This is a genomic window from Bradyrhizobium sp. USDA3516 (assembly GCF_057651995.1).
In genome coordinates this window covers 26550-47585 of sequence record NZ_JBYGYN010000003.1, presented here as the reverse complement: position 1 = coordinate 47585, position 21036 = coordinate 26550, and the positions used below count along the sequence as shown (strand labels likewise).

Below are 21036 nucleotides of genomic sequence, written 5' to 3'. Positions count from 1 at the left end.
GGATGCAACGGCGCCTGGCGCAGGGCCTCACTCCTCCCCCGCAAGCAACGCGGCATTGCCGCCGGCCGCAGCCGTGTTGATCGTCACCGTCTGCTCGGTGGCAAAGCGCGCGAGGTAGTGCGGGCCGCCAGCCTTGGGCCCGGTTCCGGACAAGCCGCTGCCGCCGAACGGCTGCACGCCGACCACGGCGCCGATCATGTTGCGGTTGACGTAGATGTTGCCGACCTGGACGCGGTCGACGATGGCCTCGATGGTGTCGTCGATGCGCGAATGGATGCCGAGGGTGAGCCCGTAGCCGGTGCGCGCGATCGATTCCAACACACGTTCGAGGTTCTCCGCGCGATAGCGCACGACATGCAGGATCGGGCCGAACACCTCCTCGGTGAGCTGACCGGCCTCCTTGAGCTCGAAAATATGCGGCGCGACGAAACAGCCATCCGGCGCGGCGCCTGCAAAATGCAGCCGCGCCTCGCGCTTCATCCGCGCGATATGCGCATCGAGGCGCTGCTTGGCCTCCTCATCGATCACCGGACCGACATGGGTCGCGACATCCGCGGGATCGCCAATTTTCAGTTCGCGCGCGGCGCCCGCGATCATCTCGATCATGCGGTCGGCGACATCCTCCTGCACGAACAGGAGCCGCAAGGCCGAGCAGCGCTGGCCTGCGGAGCGGAACGCGGAGGTCACGACGTCGTCGGCGACCTGCTCGGGCAGTGCGGTGGCATCCGCGATCATGGCATTGATGCCGCCGGTTTCCGCGATCAGGGGCACGATCGGCCCGTCCTTGGCCGCCAGCGTCCGGTTGATCGCTCGTGCCACCTCGGTCGAGCCGGTGAAGACGATTCCGGCGACATCAGGGTGCGCGGTCAGTGCAGCGCCGATGCGGCCGTCGCCGGTGACGAGATGCACCGCGCTTGTGGGGATGCCAGCCTCGTGCAGCAGGGCGACCGCCTCGCGCGCGATGCGCGGCGTCTGCTCGGCGGGTTTCGCCACCACGCTGTTGCCGGCCATCAGCGCCGCCGACACCTGGCCAAGGAAGATTGCGAGCGGAAAATTCCACGGCGAGATCGCGACGAACACGCCGCGGCCGCGCATGGCGAGTGCGTTGCTCTCGCCGGTCGGGCCCGGCATGGTCGCATCATTTCCGAACAGCTTGCGGCCCTGCGCGGCATAGTAGCGGCAGAAGTCGGCGGCTTCGCGCAGCTCGGACAAAGCGTCGTCGAGCGTCTTGCCGCCCTCGGCTTGCAGCAGCGCGATCAAGCGGGCGCCGCGGCTTTCCAGGAGATGCGCGGCCTGCTCCAGCGCCGCTGCGCGCGTGCCTGCAGGCGTCCGGCTCCAGCCGGCAAAGCCGGCGCGCGCGGCCGTCACCGCCGCGTTGGCCTGATCCGGTGTGGCATCGGCGACAGGCTTGAGATCGGCCGCCACGGCCTTCACGTCCGTCAGAAGCCGGTCGAGTGCGGCACGCTCGCCGAATTCGACGCCGCGCGAATTGCGCCGCTCCGGCGCGAACAGATCTGCCGGCAACGGAATCTTGGCATGAGGTGCCTGTTGCGCGCGGCCGATGGCATCGGCAGGGCGTTGCAGCAGCGCCGAAACCGGCACGCGATAATCGGCGGCCTGCGCCACGAAGGACGAGTTGGCGCCGTTCTCCAACAGCCGCCGCACCAGATAGGCGAGCAGGTCGCGATGGCTGCCGACCGGCGCATAGGTGCGGTAGGCGATGTCAGGATGATCCTTTGCGAGTTGCTCGTAGAGCGCTTCGCCCATGCCGTGCAGACGCTGGAACTCGAAGCTGCCGCCATCTGCGAGCTCGAGCACGGTCGCGACCGTCAGCGCGTTGTGGGTGGCGAATTGCGGGAAGATGCGCGGCCGCAGGGCGAGAAGCTTCGTCGCGCAGGCGACGAAGTTCAGGTCCGTCATCGCCTTGCGCGTGAACACGGGATAGCCAATGAGCCCGCGCTCCTGGGCACGCTTGATCTCGGTGTCCCAATAAGCGCCCTTGACGAGGCGCACCATCAGCTTGCGGTCATGCGCACGGGCGAGTTCATCGACATAATCGATCACCGCGCTGGCACGCTTCTGATAGGCCTGAATTGCGAGGCCAAATCCATCCCAGCCGGAAAGCGAGGGATCGGCGAGCGTCGCCGCGATCACGTCGAGCGACAGTTCCAGCCGGTCGGCTTCCTCGGCATCGACGGTGAAGTTCAGGTCGTAGGTCTTGGCGCGCTGCGCGAGATCCAGCAGTTGTGGCACCAGCTCGGCCATCACGCGGTTGCGGCTGATCGCCTCGAAACGCGGGTGTAGCGCCGAGAGCTTGACGGAGATGCCGGGCCGGTCGGGCAGGGGATGGTTGCCCGCCGCCTTGCCGATCGTCTCGATCGCACTGGCATAGGCATCGAAATAGCGCTTGGCGTCGGCGGCCGTTCGCGCGCCTTCGCCGAGCATGTCGAAGGAATAGCGCGGCTTCTGGCCGGAGCGCGGCCGAGCCCGCTCCAGCGCCTGCTCGATGGTCTCGCCCAGCACGAAATGATTGCCCATCAGCCGCATCGCCTGGCGCGTGGCCGTGCGCACCGCCGGTGCGCCGAGCCGCTTCACCAGGCGGCCGATGGTGCCGTCGGGCGTCTCGCCCGGCTGGATCACCCGGGCCGACAGGCCGAGTGCCCAGGCCGAAGCGTTGACCAGGAACGCAGTGGACTTGGTCTCGTGATGGATGAAATCGCCCTCGCCGAGCTTGTCCTCGATGAACTGGTCGGCCGTGCGTGCATCGGGCACGCGCAGCAGCGCCTCCGCCAGCACCATCAGCGCCAGCCCCTCCTTGGTGGAGAGCGCGAACTCCCGCAGCATGTCCTCGACGCCGCCAAGATTCCCTGCAAGCCGGTCGTCGCGCTTGCGGATCGCCTCGATCAGCCGCGTCGCGGTGCGGTCGATCCGGGCCTCCTGTGCCGGGGCGAGATGCGAGGCCGGCAGAAGCTTTCCGGCGATCTCGGAATCATCGGGAGCGTAAGGCGCGGAGAAGGGGGGCGGGATGTTCGGCATGGCGTGTCCTGTGGCTGACATCCAGGATAAGGCCCGCGTGACCGTAGTTCGATAGACAATCTAGCCGATTTGCCTTAGAAAATGAAGAGGATCAGCCATTGGGCCACATAAGCTATGGAATTGGATCGAACAGACCGGAAAATCCTCTCGATCCTGCAGGAGGATGGGCGCATCGCCAATGTCGAGCTCGCCGAGCGCATCGGGCTGTCGCCGACCTCGATCGGCGAACGACTGAAGCGCCTGCAGCGCGAGGGCTTCGTCGAAGGCTATGGTGCGCGGCTCAACCCGCACCGGCTGGGCCTTGGGCTCCTGGTGTTCGTCGAGGTGCTGCTCGACAAGACCACGCCCGACAATTTCGAGCGGTTCGCCCGGGCCGTGAGGCTCGCCCCTGAAGTGCTGGAGTGTCACATGGTTGCCGGCGGCTTCGACTATCTTGTGAAGGCGCGGCTTGCAGACATGACCGCCTATCGACGCTTTCTCGGCGAGACCCTGCTGTCGATGCCGGGCGTGCGCGAGACGCGAACTTATGCGGTGATGGAGGAGATCAAGCGCGACGCACCGCTGCCGGTGGGTTAGCGAAGTGCAGTCGCGATTGTCATTGCTGTGGTTCGATGAGCGGACTTCGCAAGGAAAAAATAGCTATCCTTGTGCAATCGCAACGCCTGTCGTCGAATGCACCGGCCGTCTTCTTGAATTTTCTTGGCCCGCTCCCGGACAAATCCGGGAGGCAGCAAAGGATGCGCGGGCTTATACTTTGAGGTTCTCCGCGGAGGTCTTGCCCCGGTTTGCGATCTCTTCGTATTCCACCGTCTGTCCCTCGTTGAGGGTCGACAGACCAGCCTTCTGCACTGCCGAGATATGCACGAACACATCCTTGCCACCCGACGCAGGCTGGATAAATCCATAACCCTTCGTCGGGTTGAACCACTTGACCGTACCTTTAGCCATCACGACTTCTCCGCGGGTCTTCCTCCGAGATCTCCGAGCCGCCAGTCCCCGCCAACCGGCCGGTTCGGTCCTAACAGGATACGCGGAATGTGGCAGGCTTGGTAGCTCAAACCACATCGCCATTTCGCCGAATTCCGCTCAACTTCGCGGCGTTTTTGCCGGTTTTGCCCGTTTCGCGGTCAAATGTCCGGCACGCGTGACGGCGTCCGTCAATAAGTCGCGACCAGATAATCGACGATCTTGCCGACATCGGCATCGTCGATCGGTGCGCCATAGACCTTGATCATCTTGGTCACCTCTGCCTGCCAGAACGCCCGCTTGTCCTTCATCGGCGGCTGCGTGGCGACGTAGTCGGACGAATGGCAGGCGCTGCAATTGCCCTGCACGACCTCGAGATTGGGACCGGGCTTGAAGGCGGCGACCTCGTCGGGGGTCTTGTAATTGACGGGCGCTGCAAGCGACGAACCCGTCAATGCGGCGACGGCGAGCGTGATGGCGAGGAGAGCAATGCGCTGCATGATCGGTCTCCTTCAGGCCACGCTGACGCGGACGGTTTCGACGACGTTGCGCAAATAGCCCGCCGGGTTCCAGCGCGGCGTGTCCGGCTGGGTCTCGCCGCCATTGCCGGTGGCGCGGACCTTGAGCTCAACGCTGCCGGCCGCGAGCTTCACCGGCAGCTTCCACTCGCGGAAGGCGTATTTGCCGAGATCCTTGCCGAGCTTGGCGCCGACCCAGGTCTTGCCGCCGTCGGTGGAGACGTCGACCGCCTTGATGCCTTTGCCGCCATCGAACGCGATGCCGCGCAGGGTCACGGCTCCCCCCTTCAGCTTGGCGCCGTCGGGAATGCTGGTGATGAAGGAGCGGATGGTGAAGCGGTTGATCGGGATCGTCGCCTTCGGCGCGGTGCCCGGCTCGACCGCATTGTTTGGCGTGTCGGGGATGCGGTAGGCCGACTTCATCCAGAAGCCGTCATAGACGTCGTCGATGACGGTGATCTCGTTGAGGTGCTTGACCCAGTAGGTGCCGAAATAGCCGGGCACGATCAGGCGCAGCGGAAAGCCGTTGAGGAACGGCAGGTCCTCGCCGTTCATGCCATAGGCCAGCATCACCTCGCCGTCGCTGGCGTGATCGATGTCGAGCGCCTTGATGAAATCCGGCGTCTTGTCGTTGACCGGTCCGTCCATGCCGTTGAAGGTGACCTGCCTGGCGCCGCTCTGCACGCCGGCCATTTCGAGCACGCTCTTCAGCGGGACGCCGCGCCAGCGTGCGCAGCCCATCGCACCGTTGGCGAGCTGCCCGCCGGCGACGCGCGGCTCGAAGAAGCCGCGGCTGTTGCCGGAGCATTGTGCCACGGCGACGATCTCCGTCGCCTTCATCTTGCGGATGTCCTTCAGCGACAATTTCAGCGGCTTGTCGACCTTGCCCTTGACCTCCAGCGTGAACTTGTCGGGGTCGAGATCGTAGGGCAGGTCGGAGAGGTGATAGCGCACGAAGAACGCGTTGTTCGGCGTGATCGGGCCGTCGTTGAACACCGCAAACGGCGTCTCGAGCTGCGGCGGCCGGCTGGTCAGGCCGATCATCGGCCGCTTCTGCGGATACTTCACCAGCGGCCGTTCGCCGTTGGCGAAGGGCAAGGTCACGGTGTCGAGGGCCAGCGTCTTGGTGGAATTCAGTGTGGCCGCCATGGCGGCAAGGCCTGCTCCCTTGAGCAGGTCGCGTCGATCGAGCATTTTTTCTCCTCCCGGAGCTTCTCGTTGGATCTGTGGTCATCACCACGATCCTGCGCTCATCTGTCGCAACGATTTGGGTGAAGTCAATTCGCGCTTTCGCAGCAAGCCCATGCCGCTGCGTTGCAGCAGGCCGGTGTTACGTGGCGACGATTCTTTCTTCACCTCTCCCACTTGCGGGAGAGGGAGCGCACCGCCTCCGTCACTTGCATTACGCAGCCACCCGCTCGCTGCGATCGACCAGCGCCGCCAGCTCCCTCGCATTCGCCACCACGCGCACGGCGAGCGGCTCGTCGCGGCCGCGGATGGCGACCTCCTGCTGCGGCAAGGCGTCGTCGGCAAGGCCGGCACTGCGGTGCACCTCATCCGAGACGATCGCCTCGCAGGCCAGCGTCTTGGTCATGTCCTGCAGACGGGCGGCGACGTTGACGGCATCGCCGAGCGCGGTGAAGACGATGTGGTCGCGATAGCCGATGTCGCCGATGATGACCTCGCCGCCGTGGATGCCGATGCCGAAGCGGATCGGCTGGCGCAGATCGTGGCTCAGGAGATCGTTGAGGTCGTCGATATGCGCAGCGATTCCCGCGGCGGCCTTCATCGCCTGCCGGCAAGCCGTTTGCGGGTCGGCCGCGAGGCCGAACAGCGCCAGCATGCCGTCGCCGACGAACTGGTTCGGCTGGCCGCCGTTCTCGATCACCGCCTGCGACACCGCGCCGAGGAAGCGGTTGACGATGAAGACGGTGTCGAACGGCAGGCGCTTCTCCGCCAGCTGCGTCGAGCCGCGCATGTCCACGAACAGGCTGACGAGATAGCGCTCCTGGCCGATGCTGGCCGACGTCGAGGCTCCGTCCGTTGCATGGGTGTGAGCTGCGAAGAGCTGGAAGAAGGAGAGGTCGGAGGTCGGGCGCAGCTGACAGGCCAGTCTGATCGAGGGATCGGCGGTGCCGACACGGGTGAGCACGAAGGCCTCGCGCTGTGACGGGGTGGGCAGGGCATCGTGATCGCCGATGATGCGGATGCGGCAGGTCGAGCAGCGGGCGCGGCCGCCGCAGACGCTGGCATGCGGCACGTTGTGGCGCAGGCTCGCCTCCAGCACGGACAGGCCCTTGGGGACCCGCACCGTCTTGCCGTTGCCGTAGGACAGCGCGATCATGCCGCCGCGCCGTTCGCGCAAGGCGCGCACGCCGCGCGCCGCCAGCACCAGTCCCAGCAGACCGAAATAGCCGATGGTGAGACCGCTCGCGATACGCTCGAGCGTGTCGCCTTCCGCAACCGTGCCAACCTTGCCGCGCGTGAGATGTTGCTTGCGCCATTCGCCATCGTCACTGTCGGCGGCGACGCTGCGGCCGCCCTGGTAGATGCCGAGCAGCGAGAGGGTCGGGATCAATACGGCGGCCGCGAGCAGATAGGGCGCCGCGCGCGGGAAGAACGGCTTCAGCCGAAGCCAGAAATAGACGCCGATGCAGCCGTGCACCCAGGCAATGAGAAGCAGGATCGTCATCTGCCACAGCACGCCCGGCGCCGCGACGAAGAACAAATAGAGCTCCTGCGGATAGAGCTTCTGGTGTCCGTACAGCGTCTGCGCGAGCCGCACGCCGATGACGTGGCCCATGACGAGGACGGGGATGCTCAAGCCGAGCACGAGCTGGAGCGGCTCGATCGCTCGCCAGCGAAACTGCCGGCGCTGATACAACGCGTAGAGGCCGAGGCCCATATGGGTGAGGGCGGCCGTGTAGAACACGATCGCGACCGGGAGGAACTGCCAGAACAGCGTGTGGTAGTAGACCCCGGCCTCCATGGCATCGACCGAGATGTTGCCGAGCGCATGGTTGAGGAAATGGCTGATGACGAAGCAGAACAGGATGATGCCGCAGACGAGCCGCACCTGCCGCACCCCGGCGGCGCCGACGATGGACATCTGTCTGGGAGCGGTGGCCATGATTCGGTGTATCAGCTCATGAAGGAGATCAGCCAGCGTAACCTTTAATTCCCGATGTGGACAGTCAGGGGAACACATGCGCGGCAAGGTTACCCAACTGTAGGGGGCAAAGGCGCGCACTTGCGCGCCCTGCCCACGATTTATTCCGATATGCTCACGGTGGCACGCTTCGCCTTGGCGACCCTACGGCCTCTGTGCTTCTCCGGGACGACCCCCGTGAGAGAGCTTGCCCCACATTGACTCCCCATCTCAAGTCGGGGAAAAGCGCCGCCGTGACGATCGCTCCCGACATCTCTGCAAAGCCTGCCGGCGCCGAACGGCGTCTGATCCTCATGGCCGGAGTGATCATCGCCGCGATGACGCTGCTCCGCATCGTCTATGCCTCCGCCATCGAGCTGCGCACCGACGAAGCCTATTACTGGACCTGGTCCAAGGAGGCTGCGCTCAGCTTCCTCGATCATCCGCCCGGCATCGCCTGGCTGATCCGCTTCGGAACCGCGATCTTCGGCGACACCCATCTCGGCGTCCGCTTCGGTGGCATCGTCGCGATGCTGGTGACGCAGCTGCTGCTCGCCGACATCGTCCGCCGCCTCACCCATGATGCGCGCGCGATCGCGTTCGCGGTGCTGATGCCGGAGGCCGCGCTTTATTACGGCCTGTTGATGGCCAAGGTCGCGCCCGATGTCGCCATGATCCCGTTCGCGGTGGCGATGATGTGGTCGCTGGTGCGGCTGGCGCAAAGCGGTGACGGCCGCTGGTGGCTGGCGGCCGGCCTGTTTGCGGGCCTCGCGATGCTGTCGAAATTCACCGTGGTCATGTTCGCGCCGGCGGTCGCCGCCTTTCTGCTGGTGCCGAATTGGCGCTGGCGCTGGCTGCGCAGTCCCTACCCCTATCTCGCCGTCCTGGTCGCGCTGGCGGTGTTCTCGCCGGTTCTGATCTGGAACGCGCAGCACGACTGGGCCTCGTTCCGTTTCCAGGGGGTGCGCGCGACCGCCAATTACGGCATCTCGCTGCGCACGATCGGCGATTACATCGGCCTGCAATTCGGCCTGGTCGGTTTCGTCTTGCTACCCGTGGTGCTGATGGGCCTGGTGCTGACGGCGTGGCGCGGCTATCGCACGCGCGAGCCGGTCGCGATCCTTTTGTCGACCGCGGTGCTGGTGCCGTTCATCTACTTCTTCTTCAAGTCGCTGACGCTTCGCGTCGGCGACACCTGGCCGATGTTCATGTGGCCGGTCGGTTTTGCCGCCGCCGCGGTCAACCTCGTCGCGATGAGGAAAGAGGGATGGTCCGCCCGAATGCTGAGGTCTTCGCTGTTCTGGGCGAGGACAGCGATCGTCTCGGGCATCCCCTTCGTCATCATCGTGTTCCTCTACTACGTTGCCGCGCCCTGGAATCTGCTCGGCAAGATCGACCCGATCGGCGCCGAGGCCGGCTACGAGCAGGTCGCCGCGCGGGCGCAGGCCGCCCTCGACGCAACAGGGGCGACCTGGATCGCAACCACCGACTACCGCACCTACGCCATGATGCGCTGGCTGTTCCGGGGCCGCGTGCCCGTGATCGAGATCAACGAGCGCGGCCGCTTCCAGGACTTTCGCGATCCCGGCATGGACCGGATCAAGGGCCATGCCGGCATCTATGTCGGGCGCGAGCCTGATAACCGCGCATCGCTGTGGGAGCACATTCCGGCGCAGCGCGAGCAACTCGCCACGGTCGAACGCCGCTGGCGCGGCGTCGTGACGGACACCTATGTGATCGAAAAGCTCACCGGCTGGACCCCGCAGCTCTCGCCGCCAAAGGACTCGCCGCTGTTCCAGTGGAAGGTGCTGGCGGACGCCGGCGGGCGCTCGCGTTCTCTCTCCAGGCCCCTCCAGGAGCCTGGAGCAGAAGGGTAAGCGCGAGCCTATTGCACGAGATCGGCGACGGTGGTTGCGGCCTTGAGGCCGGTGCCGGTGAGAACCGCGACCGTGGTCTCGTTCGCATTGATGGCGCCGGTTGCGGCGAGCTTGTCGAGCGCCGCAGCTGCGCTGGCGCTGGTCGGCTCGGCGAACAGGCCCTGGCGCGCGAGGCGGCGCAGGGCGGCGACGATCTCGTCCTCGGTGAGCGCGATGGTGCCGCCGCCGCTCTCGCGCAAGGCGGCGATGATCTCACGCAGGCGCAGCGGAGTCTTGATGGCGGTGCCCTCAGCAACGGTCTTGCTCACCTCCCGCGCGACGGGCGTATCGACGCCGGCCTTGAAGCTTGCATCGATCGGCGAGCAATTGAGCGGCTGCGCCGCGAACAGGCGCGGCAGCTTCGCGATCTGCCCGGCCTTCAACAGCTCGCGGAAGCCGAAGGCGCAACCCAGCAGGCTGCTGCCGGCGCCGACGGGAACGATGACGTTGTCGGGCGCGCGGAATCCGAGATCTTCCCAGATCTCGTAGGCCAGCGACTTGGTGCCTTCGAGGAAGAACGGCTGCCAATTGTGGCTGGCGTAGAAGGTCTGGCCCGACTGGCGGATGGCCTCGGCTTCGGATTCCTCGCGCGGGCCCTCGACGAGCTGCACGCTCGCGCCGTAGGAACGCACCTGCGCGATCTTGGCCGGCGAGGTCGAGGCGGGCGCGAGAATCTTGACGCGCATGCCGCCGGCCGCACCCAGCCCCGCCATCGATGAGCCGCCGTTGCCGGAGGAATCCTCCAGAATGGCAGTGATCCCGATCTGCCGCAGGAACGACAGCATCACCGCCGAGCCGCGGTCCTTGAAGCTGCCGGTCGGGTTGAACCATTCGAGCTTGAACAGCGGGCGCAACGCGCCCCAGTCCTGCTGGACCAGCGGCGTGCAGCCCTCGCCGAGCGTGATCGGGTTCTCGATCTCGACCGGCAGCGCCCCCCGGTAGCGCCACAGCGAGCGCGTCCGGCCATCGATGTCCGCGCGGGAGATGCCCGCCCCCGGCGTCACCAGCAGCGGCGTGCGCTCGTCCGAGCACCAGCGCGGCTGGTCCAGGGGATAGAGCTTTCCGTTGCGGGGATCGATGTAGCTGGCAGCGGGCATGGCAGTCTCCAAGGGCAGGGCAGCGCGGCGGGTCGAACTCGAAGCCCGTCGCACGAAACGAAGCAACACCTTGAAAACACGAAAAATTAAACTATTTCAATCCCTTAAACTTGGCCTCGCAGGCAAGGCGGCGAGCTCGAGGAGCCGCCGGCATCGGATGCCGGCAGGCCCGAGGCCGTCTCGATGACGGGAATTTGGCCCCGAACGGCCCCTCGCGCCCTGCCACGATTAACTTGTCTGTCGTCGCCGGCCGCTACAATATGTTGGATTGAACTTGCGCCGCCGGTTCGGCGCCGCAAGTGAGCCAGGCCCGTCCGAGCGGCGGGCCGTTGGCTTTTTGGGAGCCTGGACATGAGCCGTGCCAACCGTACCGACCACATCCGCCTGACCTCCCATCCGGAGCCGGGCAGGAAGGCCGCCTTTCCCATCCATTGGGGCGCCGCTGATGCGCGCGCGCGCGGGCCGATCATCGGAACGGTGTCGCGCGCCGGGGATCGCAACGTGATCGGCAGCCATGGCGGGTCCTACGCCATGTACCGCGCGCTCGCGGTCTCCGCCGGCGCGCTCGACCCGATCAGGCGACCTGACCTCACCAACACCTTTCCAGCCGCGACCATCGGTCCGTTCGAGCAATGGACCGATCCCAGCAAGATCGTCGCGCTCGATCCCTGGGGGCATCTGGTCGCCGAGAATTTTCGCCAGGAGATCGCCGAGGGTGCGGACATCCGCCCAAGCATCGCGGTGACGCGGGCGCGGCTCGACCTGCCGGAGATCCGCGAAGCGCTCGCCGCAAAGCGGCTGCGCGCCGACGGCGAGGTCGTGCACGCCAATGGCAGCGTCTCGGTGGTGAAGATCGCGATCGATCCGGTGTGGTATCTGCCGGGCCTTGCGGCGCGCTTCGGCACCGGCGAGACCGAGCTCCGGCGCACGCTGTTCGAGCAGACCGCCGGCATGTTCCCGGAGCTGGTGACGCGGCCGGACATGAAGGTGTTCCTGCCGCCGATCGGCGGCACCACGGTCTACCTGTTCGGCGACGTGACAAAACTGCCGGACCATCGCACCAGGATCACCTGCCGCGTGCATGACGAGTGCAACGGGTCCGACGTGTTCGGCTCCGACATCTGCACCTGCCGGCCCTATCTGATCCACGGCATCGAGGAATCCGCGCGCGGCGCCCAGGAGGGCGGGCTCGGGCTCGTCGTCTACAATCGTAAGGAAGGCCGGGCGCTCGGCGAAGTGACAAAGTTCCTGGTCTACAATGCGCGCAAGCGGCAGGAGGATGGCGATGCGGCCGCCGCCTATTTCGAGCGCACCGAGTGCGTGGCCGGCGTTCAGGACGCGCGCTTTCAGCAATTGATGCCGGATACGATCCATTGGCTCGGTCTCAAGCGCATCGACCGCTTCCTGTCGATGAGCGACATGAAATACGACGCGCTGACCTCGCAAGGCATCGACATCGTCGAGCGCGTGCCGATCCCGCTGGACCTGATTCCGGCCGATGCCCATGTCGAGATCGCCGCAAAGAAGGCCGCCGGCTATTACTCCACCGACATCGCGCCGGAGCAGTCCGTGGACGGCGTGGTCGGGCGTTCGCTGGAAAAATACTGATCGCGATGGCGGACGCTTTGGAATCGCAGGCCCGCGCGCTGCTCACCGCAAACGCGGTGCGCGCGCGCGCCGGGCAGATGCTCCAGCTCGGTCTTGCCGGCCGGCTCACCCATTTCACTGTCGATCTCGATCGCATGGATGGCGTTGCCGATGCCGTGCTCGCGGTGACGCGTAAAGCCTATCCGATGCTCGACATCCCCTTTCATGCGCGCTGGCGGCACTTCGTGCTCGGCGGCGTCGACCGCTGGGCCGGGCTTGCCGATGCTGCATCCTGGCCGGATCGCGCCGCGCGGGCGCGCGCCGAGTTCGACCTGGCCATCGTCAGCGTGCTGCTCGATGCCGGCGCCGGCGCAGCGTGGCGCTATCGCGACGCCGTGACGGGAGCAGACGTAGGGCGATCGGAAGGGCTTGCGATCGCGAGCCTCGACATGTTCGCGAGCGGGCTGTTTTCGCGCGATGCGCGTGCGCCCTTTAGGGCCGATGCGGAGCTGCTCGAAAGACTGCCTCTTGCCGCACTCACCTCCGCCTTTCAGGTGACGGAGGCCAATCCGCTGCTCGGCCTGGAGGGACGGGCCGAGCTGCTGCGGCGTCTGGGCAGGCAGGTCTCGGAGCGTGGGGACGTGTTCGGCCTGCACGATACGCCGCGGCCAGGCGGGCTGTTCGATCATATCGCGGCGCAGGCGATCGGCGGCGCCGTCGCAGCGCCCGCGATCCTGTCTGCGGTGCTGAACCAGCTCGGACCGATCTGGCCGTCGCGGCTCGCGCTCGCGGGTATCCCGCTCGGCGATTGCTGGCGCTATCCTGCGATCAAGGCGGACGACGGCACGGCAGGCCTCGTGCCGCTGCACAAGCTGTCGCAATGGCTGAGCTATTCGCTGATCGAGCCGCTGCAGCGCGCCGGCTTTGAGGTGACCGATATCGACGGCCTCACCGGGCTTGCCGAATATCGCAATGGCGGCCTGTTCGTCGACCACGAGGTGCTGCGCCTGCGCGATGCCGCGGACGCCGCGCGCGCGCATGAAGTGGATTCGCTGCTCGTCGTGGAGTGGCGCGCGCTGACAGTTGCATTGCTCGACAGCTTGGCGGAGCGCATTCGCGCCAAGCTCGGCCGCACCCCCGAGACCTTGCCGCTTGCGAGCATCCTCGAAGGCGGCACCTGGGCGGCCGGCCGCGCCATCGCATTTGCACGCCGTCCCGATGGATCGCCTCCGCTCAAGGTGATCAGCGACGGCACGGTTTTCTGACCCTCTCCCCTTGTGGGAGAGGGTGGCTTCGCGACAGCGAAGCCGGGTGAGGGGTATGTCTCCGCGGGCACATCTCTCAGTTGGAGTTCGCGGAAACGACCCCTCATCCGGCGCTTCGCGCCACCTTCTCCCACAAGGGGAGAAGGCAAAAGCAAGAGCATCTCATCATGGAAGGCGTCACGATCGTCGATCATCCGCTGGTGCAGCACAAGCTGACGCTGGTGCGGGACAAGTCCATCTCGACCAAGTCGTTCCGCGAGCTGATCAAGGAGATCGGCATGCTGCTCTGCTACGAGGTGACGCGCGACCTGCCGCTCGCCGACACCGTGATCGAGACGCCGCTGGCGACGATGCACTCGGCCAAGATCGCCGGCAAGAAGCTGGTGTTCGTGCCGATGCTGCGCGCCGGGACCACCTTCGTCGACGGCATGATGGACCTGGTGCCGACCGCGCGCGTCGCCCATATCGGGCTCTACCGCGAGCCGCACAGCTTTGCCGCCGTGGAGTACTTCTTCAAATCACCGTCCGATCTCAGCGAGCGCCTCGCCATCGTGGTGACGCCGGTGGTCGCCACCGCCAACACCACTGTTGCCGCCATCGACCGGCTGAAGGAGCGCGGCGCCAGGGACATCCGCCTGGCCTGCCTGATCGCTGCTCCCGAAGGGCTCGAGCGGCTGCGCGGATTGCATCCGGACGTGCCGATCTGGACCGCGGCGGTGGATGAAGGGCTCGACGACAACGGCTTCATCCTGCCCGGTCTCGGCGACGCCGGCGACCGCGCCTACGGAACGCGGTAAGTGCCGGGCGCGTTTTAGGAACAGCTTCCGCCGTGCGAGGTTCTCCTGCACCAACAGGGAGAGCAACGATGACCTATCAGGATGATGACCGCAGGAGTGACAGTGCGCGCCGCAACAGCCCGGTCGGCTGGGCGGTCGGCGCGATCTTCGTGATCGCCGTGGTCGCGGCCGTCTTCTTCTACAATGGACGCGAGGTGGGCCCGCAGGCGACGTCGACCAATCCGAACAACGCGCCGAGCGTCACCACCGGATCGAATCCACCTGCTGCACCGGCGAAATAACGGGCCGAGAGCGGGCCGTCACACCTTCCCGCTGCCGCAAATGCCCTTCAGCGCCTGCCACTCCTTGTCGGTCAGCAGCGGCGGGCCGCTGGCGGGCCGATCCTCCTTCGTCATGCGCGCGAGACGGTCCTCGGTCAGCGGATGGCTGGCGAGGATATTTGTCAGGCCGGAGCCGCCCTCCTTGCCGGTGATGCGGTACATCAGCTCAAAAGCGGGTTTTGGCGAGCGGCCAAGCGCATGCATGATCTCGATCGCGAAAGTGTCGGCGCCGGTCTCGGCTTCGCGCGAGTGGGACGCTTCGACCAGGCTGCGCGAGGCGAAGATCACGGCGGAGGAGCCGGTGATGTCGCCGAACAAGAGGCCGATCAGGAACGAGGTGCCGCCGTTGTAGATCAGGCCGCGCATGTTGTCGTAATGCTTGAGATGGCCGAGCTCGTGGGCGAGGATGCCGGCAAGCTCATCGGGACTCTCGGCCTTGTCGAGCAGGCCCTTCAGCACGAACACCTTGCCGCCGGGCAGCGCGAAGGCATTCGGTATCGAGGTCGGCAGCACGCCGGCCGTCATGGTGTCGTCGAGGCCGGCCGCATCGCGCAGGCGGTTGACGAGCTTCGTGAACGCGGCCTTGCCCGCGGGGTCTTCGCACACGCTGCGGCCGAAGATGGTCTTCATCTGGACCTCGGCCGCGTCGCCGATGCGCCGTTCCAAGGGTTTGGGCACCAGCGGCGCAAGCCGGTCGGCGGCGAGCGGCACGCCGAACAGGACCACGCAGACGATCGAGACGGCGGCGGCCACCGACCAGCCCACGATCTTCGCGACGCCGCTGCGCGTCGTCTGGTGCTCGTCGAGATGCGTGCAGCGGGCCGCCACGTCCGCGGCGAGCGCGGCATCGCGGATCTCCAGCCGAGCCAGAGGCGGTGCGGACGTCGCAGCCAGGCGCAGGATTCCGGGGGGACTGTCGGCGCGGCGAAGGTCGGCATAGGCCCAGCGAACGGGCGCTGCGCCGTCCTCGGCGATCTCGAGCGCATCACTGAGCGTCAGCGTCACCTTGCGTCTGCGGCTCGACACGCCGTCGAAGAAGATGGTCGGCCTCTCCGACTGCGCCGGGGTCTCGGCAAACACGTCACTCACAGCTCAGAATCCCGCGACATCTAGTCCGTCGGCAAAGCCTTCGCCGAGCGCGCCGGCAAGCTGACCGCTGCCGCGCACGTCCGCCGCGGCCCCGATGTCGTGCACCTCGACGGTCTCCAGCACCTTGGCCCAGAGATCGCGTTGAAGATAGACCCGCATGACGATGTTGATGGCGAGGGCGAGCGCGAAATAGCCGATGACCATGATCACCAGCATCGGGATGCTCTTGGCGGGATCACCGGCCCCGAACAGCTGCTCGGCCGAGAGACCGCTCAGCTGGACGACAAGCGCGGTGGCGACGCCGAGATAGGCGCCGAAAATAAACGTGAGCAGCATCCACCAGCCGATCACTTTCCAGTACAGGCCGTAGAAGGCATCATGAGGCAATTCCGAGGACAGGCTGACGCCGCCGATGCGGATGCCGTCCAGCCACCAGCGCCATTCGCGCGCCTTGAACTCGGCGTAGAAGAACGGTGCGAGCGGGAAGACGAAGAGCGCGATCGGGCTGAGCAGCCACAGCCACCAGCCGCGCTTGAAGAAGGTCCAGCCGTCGGCTTCGAAATCGCCGCGGAGATCGCCGTACTGGGTGTGCCGCATCTTGTAGCGTTCGAGCGCAGCCGTGCGCCAGGGCAGCGCGAGACCGAGCGTCAGGAGCACCAGCAGGCCCCACAGCATGGCGCGCAAGGAATAGGCCCAGCCCGAGCCGTCCATCCAGAAGCGGACGCCGCGCCAGACCGTGCGCGTCAGGCGGTAGCGACGCGCGCGAAAAATCGCGAACTGGCCGAAGGCGTAGAAGGCGATGAACAGCGGCGTCGAGGCAAAGGCCTGCCAGCGCTCGAACTCGATGCCAACGAGAAAATAAGCGAGATAGATCGGCACCAGAATCGCGAGCGCGAACAGGAAACCGACCAGGAGCTCCCTGGCCCGCCCGGTGTATTCGGCCGCATCGCCGTCGATCGCGGTGTGCGTCCACAGATGACGCCGGATGTCGGTGACGAGCCAGAACCGGTAGAAGCCGAAGGTGACGAGCTCCAGCATGGCACCCTTGGTGACCATTTTGCGGAACTCGGAGCGGTTACCGGAGAAATCGACCCCCGTCGCCGGCAGCGGCGGGGGCAGGGGTTCGGACCCGATGGGGGTCCATTGCATGTCGTTCACGGCGGCAACCTCGGGCTGCGGATCTGTTCCGGCCAAACTATAGATCAGAGGTTAGTCGAATCCCAAGATGAGCGGGTTCGATTTAGCTCGATTCCAGCCGGTTTCTCGCACGATTCTCCGTCGTCCGGCGTGCGGGAGGTCACGTTCTCGTAGCGTCGTGACGGTCGTGCAACGCGCTCGTGAAGGCCGGATGTGGCAAAACTCTCCCTTGCCCCGGCGCTGACAACCGGCTGTAATTGCAAATCAAATACCGCAGCGCAGAATTCAACGACGCGCGGTTCATGTCCAGGGAGAACGTTCATGCATGGGACCATCGAAAGCGCGGCCAAGCTCGACGCCTTGCGCGAGCGCGCCATGTCGCTGCCGCTGGAGCAGTTCGATCCCGGCGACCCCGAATTGTTCAGGACCGATACGTTCTGGCCCTATTTCGACCGGCTGCGCCGCGAGGATCCCGTGCATTACTGCAAGGACTCGATGTTCGGGCCGTACTGGTCGGTGACGCGCTACAACGACATCATGGAGATCGAGACCAATCACGCGGTGTTCTCCTCGGCCTCCGCGCTCGGCGGCATCACCATCCGCGACATCGATCCGGATCTGCGCCGCGAAAGCTTCATCTCGATGGACCCGCCGCGCCATGCCGCCCAGCGCAAGACCGTGGCGCCGATGTTCACGCCGACGCACCTGGACAATCTCGCCATCAACATCCGCGAGCGCTCGGCCGAGTGCCTGGACAACCTTCCCCGCGGCGAGGTGTTCGACTGGGTCGACCGCGTCTCGATCGAGCTGACGACGCAGATGCTGGCGGTGCTGTTCGACTTTCCCTGGGAGGATCGCCGCAAGCTGACGCGCTGGTCCGACGTCGCCACCACGATCCCCGGCCCGGACGGTCTCGTCGCCACCGAGGACGAGCGGATGGCCGAACTCGCCGAATGCGCGGCCTATTTCTCGAAGCTGTGGAAGCAGCGCATCGAACAGCCGCCCAAGAGCGACCTGTTGTCGATGATGGCGCATGGCACTGCGACGCGCGACATGGATGCGAAGAACTTCCTCGGCAATCTCATCCTCCTGATCGTCGGCGGCAACGATACCACGCGCAACACCATGTCGGGCTCGCTTCTCGCGCTGAGCCAGCATCCGGAGCAATACCGCAAGCTGCGCGAGAACCCCGATCTGCTCGACAGTTTCGTGCCGGAGGTGATCCGCTGGCAGACGCCGCTGGCGCATATGCGCCGCACGGCGCTCTCCGATTTCGAGTTCCGCGGCAAGCAGATCAAGAAGGGTGACAAGGTCGTGATGTGGTACGTCTCGGGCAACCGCGACGAGGAGGCGATCGACAGGCCCTACGAGTTCATCATCGATCGCGCCCGCCCGCGCACGCATCTATCCTTCGGCTTCGGCATCCACCGTTGCGTGGGGCTGCGGCTGGCCGAGCTTCAGCTCAAGATTATTTGGGAGGAAATCCTCAAGCGATTCGACCATATTGACGTGGTCGGCGAACCCACCCGGGTCTATTCGAGTTTCGTAAAGGGTATCGAAACGCTGCCGGTGAAGATTGCTGCGTGAGTCGAACGCAACGGAGCCACGATCATGAACATCCAAGCGCCGGTTAAAGTGGACAAGGCCGAACGCATGCGGAAGGCCCGCGAGGAGGCCTATGCGACGCCGCTGTCGCAATTCCACCCCGGCGCGCCGCGGCTGTTCCAGGACGACACGCTGTGGCCCTGGTTCGAGCGGCTGCGCAACGAAGAGCCGGTGCATTACTGCACCAATGCGCCGATCGAGCCGTACTGGTCGGTGGTGAAATACAACGACATCATGCATGTCGACACCAATCACGGCATCTTCTCATCGGACTCCAAGCTCGGCGGCATCTCGATCCGCGACGTGCCGGAAGGCTACGACTATCCGAGCTTCATCGCGATGGACCAGCCCCGGCATTCGGCGCAGCGCAAGACGGTGTCGCCGATGTTCACGCCGACACACCTGGACGAGCTGGCAAAGCTGATCCGCCAGCGCTCGCAGACCGTGCTGGATAACCTGCCGCGCAACGAGACCTTCAATTTCGTCGAGCGCGTCTCCATCGAGCTGACCACGCAGATGCTGGCGACCCTGTTCGACTTCCCGTGGGAAGAGCGGCGCAAGCTGACGCGCTGGTCCGACGTCTCCACCGCGCTGCCCAAGAGCGGCATCGTCGCCAGCGCCGAAGAACGCCGCCGCGAGATGGATGAGTGCTACGCCTACATGTCGAAGCTCTGGAACGAGCGTGTCAACTCGGCGCCGCGCAACGACCTGCTGTCGCTGATGGCCCACAACGAGGCCACGCGTCACATGGACCCCGACAACCTCATGGGCAACATCATCCTGCTCATCGTCGGCGGCAACGACACCACGCGAAACACCATGACCGGGTCGGTGCTGGCGCTGAACGAGAACCCGGAGCAGTACGACAAGCTGCGCGCCAATCCGGAGCTGATCGATTCCATGGTGCCGGAGGTGATCCGCTGGCAGACGCCGCTGGCGCATATGCGTCGCACCGCATTGCAGGACACCGAGATCGGCGGCAAGCACATCAGGAAGGGCGACCGCGTCGTGATGTGGTACGTCTCGGGCAACCGCGACGAGGAGATGTTCGACAAGCCGAACGAGTTCATCATCGACCGCCCGCGGCCGCGCACGCATCTCTCCTTCGGCTTCGGCATCCACCGCTGCGTCGGCATGCGCCTCGCCGAGCTGCAGCTCAAGATCGTCTGGGAGGAGATGCTGAAGCGCTTCGACCGAATCGAGGTGGTCGGCGAGCCCAAGCGGATCTATTCCAGCTTCATCAAGGGGTACGAGACGCTGCCGGTGCGGATACCGGGGTAAGCTCTCTCCTCGTCATTGCGAGGAGCTCTTGCGACGAAGCAATCCAGACTGTCACCGCGGAGGGACTCTGGATTGCTTCGCGGAGCCTGTCATCGGGTCGCGCCTTGCGCGGACCCGTTGGCTCGCAATGACGACTTCCGGGATTCACATGCCCGTCTCATTCGCAGCGCCCCAGCCCAGCTATAAAATTCCGGCATGACAGCTCGCGCCAGATGCGAAGGCACGACCGCGCGCGACTGTTCTACCACAAGCCATCTAACTCAGCTTGATGTCCCACACGCCGTCTTTGCGGCAGGCGGCGACCTCCTCGCGCAGCAGCGCGGTGATGGCCAGCGAGGCGGTCGAGGCCGGGCGGTCGATTGGAGAGGCAAAGATGAGCTCGCGCGTCATCGGCTTGGATACCGGTGCGGTTTCCAGCCGCCCGTCCGCGACCTCGCCGTGGACCGAGGACGGCGGCAGCAGCGCGAAACCGAGGCCCTCCTCGACCAGGCTCGTCAGCACGCGGAAGGAATCCGCCTCGAGCTGGACGTCGAGCTTGATCTTGCGTTGGGCCGCCGCGTGCTCGATCAGCGCGCGGAGGCCGTGGGAATGAGAGGGCAGCACCAGGCGTTGCCGCAGCAGCCAGCCGATGTCGACGCTCTTCTTGCGCGCCAGCCCGCAGCCGCGCGGGCCGACCGCGACGATATTGTCGCGCCCCAGGCTCTGCACATTGAGATGCAGGTCGGCCGAGCGGCCGTAGAGGATGGCGAGGTCCATCTCGCCGCGATGCAGCCATTCGACCAGATGGCCGCTGTAGCTCTCGACGATGCGCAGCGAGATGCCGGGAAATCTTTCGACGCAGCGCCGGGCAAAGCGCGCCGACAGCACGCAGCTCACGGTCGGAACGAGGCCAAGCACGACCTGGCCCGACGGCGGCCCCTTGGCCGACTGGATGTCGTCGCGGATCTGGTCGATCTGCCGAACGATGCCGGAGGTGCGCGCGAGCAGCAGCCGGCCGGCCTCGGTCAGCACCATGCCGCGGCCATTGCGGGTGAAGAGTTCGGTGCGCAGCTCGTGTTCCAGGAGCTTGATCTGCCTGGAGAGCGCCGGCTGCGCCACGCGCAAGGTGTCGGAGGCCTTGGACAGGCTGCCGAGCTCCGCCACGCAACTGAAGGTCCTGAGCTGCCGGAAATCCATGCTTGCCAATCCTGGAAGGCTACTCCATACGCTATAACAAATGAGCATAGGGGGCGGGCATTGTTTTCACAACGCCCGTGGGTTGGCCGGCGTTATCT

General features: G+C 65.7%; 17 protein-coding genes. 8 read left to right on the top strand and 9 right to left on the bottom strand.

The annotated features are described in order from the left end of the window. Positions 1-27 precede the first annotated feature (27 nt). Positions 28-3036, bottom strand: a complete 3009-nt coding sequence (gene putA / locus AC24YW_RS10390) for a bifunctional proline dehydrogenase/L-glutamate gamma-semialdehyde dehydrogenase PutA (RefSeq protein WP_487482644.1) — start codon at positions 3034-3036, stop codon at positions 28-30. A gap of 114 nt (positions 3037-3150) precedes the next feature. Here putA and AC24YW_RS10385 point away from each other — a divergent pair, with 114 nt between their 5' ends. After that, positions 3151-3612, top strand: a complete 462-nt coding sequence (locus AC24YW_RS10385) for an Lrp/AsnC ligand binding domain-containing protein (protein ID WP_036009699.1) — start codon at positions 3151-3153, stop codon at positions 3610-3612. 171 nt (positions 3613-3783) lie between these two features. Here the strand turns inward: AC24YW_RS10385 and AC24YW_RS10380 are convergent, their stop codons facing one another. The 4 genes from AC24YW_RS10380 to AC24YW_RS10365 form a co-directional block, all read right to left on the bottom strand. Continuing rightward, entirely contained in the window at positions 3784-3984 is a 201-nt protein-coding gene (locus AC24YW_RS10380; RefSeq protein ID WP_008563500.1) for a cold-shock protein, read from the bottom strand. A gap of 209 nt (positions 3985-4193) precedes the next feature. Next, on the bottom strand, positions 4194-4502 hold the full coding sequence (gene sorB / locus AC24YW_RS10375; protein WP_487482643.1) for a SorB family sulfite dehydrogenase c-type cytochrome subunit: 309 nt from the start codon (positions 4500-4502) through the stop codon (positions 4194-4196). Positions 4503-4514: 12 nt separating this feature from the next. Continuing rightward, positions 4515-5714, bottom strand: coding sequence for a SorA family sulfite dehydrogenase catalytic subunit (gene sorA, locus AC24YW_RS10370; protein ID WP_487482642.1), 1200 nt, complete (start codon positions 5712-5714; stop codon positions 4515-4517). Between the two features lie 208 nt (positions 5715-5922). Further along, positions 5923-7650, bottom strand: coding sequence for an adenylate/guanylate cyclase domain-containing protein (locus AC24YW_RS10365; protein ID WP_487482641.1), 1728 nt, complete (start codon positions 7648-7650; stop codon positions 5923-5925). 332 nt (positions 7651-7982) lie between these two features. On the opposite strand from AC24YW_RS10365, the gene AC24YW_RS10360 reads away from it, so the two are divergent. Continuing rightward, a complete protein-coding gene (locus AC24YW_RS10360) occupies positions 7983-9545 on the top strand; it encodes a glycosyltransferase family 39 protein (RefSeq protein WP_487483290.1) in 1563 nt (520 codons plus the stop codon). A gap of 8 nt (positions 9546-9553) precedes the next feature. Here AC24YW_RS10360 and AC24YW_RS10355 read toward each other — a convergent pair whose 3' ends face one another. Then, entirely contained in the window at positions 9554-10681 is a 1128-nt protein-coding gene (locus AC24YW_RS10355; protein WP_487482640.1) for a threonine synthase, read from the bottom strand. 351 nt (positions 10682-11032) lie between these two features. Between AC24YW_RS10355 and AC24YW_RS10350 the strand changes: the two genes are divergently transcribed. From AC24YW_RS10350 to AC24YW_RS10335, 4 genes are all read left to right on the top strand, one after another. Next, positions 11033-12289 carry a GTP cyclohydrolase II gene (locus AC24YW_RS10350; RefSeq protein WP_487482639.1) on the top strand — a complete coding sequence of 419 codons (1257 nt, stop codon included), beginning with the start codon at positions 11033-11035 and terminating at the stop codon, positions 12287-12289. Positions 12290-12294: 5 nt separating this feature from the next. Further along, entirely contained in the window at positions 12295-13533 is a 1239-nt protein-coding gene (locus AC24YW_RS10345) for a URC4/urg3 family protein (RefSeq protein ID WP_487482638.1), read from the top strand. Positions 13534-13700: 167 nt separating this feature from the next. After that, on the top strand, positions 13701-14330 hold the full coding sequence (upp, locus tag AC24YW_RS10340) for a uracil phosphoribosyltransferase (protein ID WP_166474048.1): 630 nt from the start codon (positions 13701-13703) through the stop codon (positions 14328-14330). Positions 14331-14398: 68 nt separating this feature from the next. Next, entirely contained in the window at positions 14399-14611 is a 213-nt protein-coding gene (locus AC24YW_RS10335) for a hypothetical protein (protein WP_487482637.1), read from the top strand. Between the two features lie 18 nt (positions 14612-14629). On the opposite strand, the gene AC24YW_RS10330 is transcribed toward AC24YW_RS10335, so the two are convergent. After that, positions 14630-15739, bottom strand: a complete 1110-nt coding sequence (locus AC24YW_RS10330; protein ID WP_487482636.1) for a M48 family metallopeptidase — start codon at positions 15737-15739, stop codon at positions 14630-14632. A gap of 3 nt (positions 15740-15742) precedes the next feature. Then, the gene (locus AC24YW_RS10325; RefSeq protein ID WP_487483289.1) at positions 15743-16888 is read right to left on the bottom strand and encodes a DUF898 family protein; all 1146 of its coding nucleotides are present in this window, start codon (positions 16886-16888) and stop codon (positions 15743-15745) included. Between the two features lie 309 nt (positions 16889-17197). Here AC24YW_RS10325 and AC24YW_RS10320 point away from each other — a divergent pair, with 309 nt between their 5' ends. Both AC24YW_RS10320 and AC24YW_RS10315 read left to right on the top strand, forming a co-directional pair. Next, positions 17198-18463, top strand: coding sequence for a cytochrome P450 (locus AC24YW_RS10320; RefSeq protein WP_487482635.1), 1266 nt, complete (start codon positions 17198-17200; stop codon positions 18461-18463). Positions 18464-18487: 24 nt separating this feature from the next. Continuing rightward, positions 18488-19762 (top strand): cytochrome P450, encoded by a 1275-nt coding sequence (locus tag AC24YW_RS10315; protein ID WP_487482634.1) that lies wholly within the window; start codon positions 18488-18490, stop codon positions 19760-19762. Positions 19763-20017: 255 nt separating this feature from the next. Here AC24YW_RS10315 and AC24YW_RS10310 read toward each other — a convergent pair whose 3' ends face one another. Beyond that, positions 20018-20938, bottom strand: a complete 921-nt coding sequence (locus AC24YW_RS10310; RefSeq protein ID WP_197962909.1) for a LysR substrate-binding domain-containing protein — start codon at positions 20936-20938, stop codon at positions 20018-20020. Positions 20939-21036 lie beyond the last annotated feature (98 nt).

Bases quoted from the DNA above. Each gene is read 5' to 3' on its own strand.
- sorB (WP_487482643.1), bottom strand. From the start codon at position 4,502: ATGCAGCGCATTGCTCTCCTCGCCATCACGCTCGCCGTCGCCGCATTG.
- AC24YW_RS10350 (WP_487482639.1), top strand. From the start codon at position 11,033: ATGAGCCGTGCCAACCGTACCGACCACATCCGCCTGACCTCCCATCCG.
- AC24YW_RS10345 (WP_487482638.1), top strand. From the start codon at position 12,295: ATGGCGGACGCTTTGGAATCGCAGGCCCGCGCGCTGCTCACCGCAAAC.
- AC24YW_RS10310 (WP_197962909.1), bottom strand. From the start codon at position 20,938: ATGGATTTCCGGCAGCTCAGGACCTTCAGTTGCGTGGCGGAGCTCGGC.
- AC24YW_RS10355 (WP_487482640.1), bottom strand. From the start codon at position 10,681: ATGCCCGCTGCCAGCTACATCGATCCCCGCAACGGAAAGCTCTATCCC.
- putA (WP_487482644.1), bottom strand. From the start codon at position 3,036: ATGCCGAACATCCCGCCCCCCTTCTCCGCGCCTTACGCTCCCGATGAT.
- AC24YW_RS10380 (WP_008563500.1), bottom strand. From the start codon at position 3,984: ATGGCTAAAGGTACGGTCAAGTGGTTCAACCCGACGAAGGGTTATGGA.
- AC24YW_RS10385 (WP_036009699.1), top strand. From the start codon at position 3,151: ATGGAATTGGATCGAACAGACCGGAAAATCCTCTCGATCCTGCAGGAG.
- upp (WP_166474048.1), top strand. From the start codon at position 13,701: ATGGAAGGCGTCACGATCGTCGATCATCCGCTGGTGCAGCACAAGCTG.
- AC24YW_RS10320 (WP_487482635.1), top strand. From the start codon at position 17,198: ATGCATGGGACCATCGAAAGCGCGGCCAAGCTCGACGCCTTGCGCGAG.
- AC24YW_RS10365 (WP_487482641.1), bottom strand. From the start codon at position 7,650: ATGGCCACCGCTCCCAGACAGATGTCCATCGTCGGCGCCGCCGGGGTG.
- sorA (WP_487482642.1), bottom strand. From the start codon at position 5,714: ATGCTCGATCGACGCGACCTGCTCAAGGGAGCAGGCCTTGCCGCCATG.
- AC24YW_RS10335 (WP_487482637.1), top strand. From the start codon at position 14,399: ATGACCTATCAGGATGATGACCGCAGGAGTGACAGTGCGCGCCGCAAC.
- AC24YW_RS10325 (WP_487483289.1), bottom strand. From the start codon at position 16,888: ATGCAATGGACCCCCATCGGGTCCGAACCCCTGCCCCCGCCGCTGCCG.
- AC24YW_RS10360 (WP_487483290.1), top strand. From the start codon at position 7,983: ATGGCCGGAGTGATCATCGCCGCGATGACGCTGCTCCGCATCGTCTAT.
- AC24YW_RS10315 (WP_487482634.1), top strand. From the start codon at position 18,488: ATGAACATCCAAGCGCCGGTTAAAGTGGACAAGGCCGAACGCATGCGG.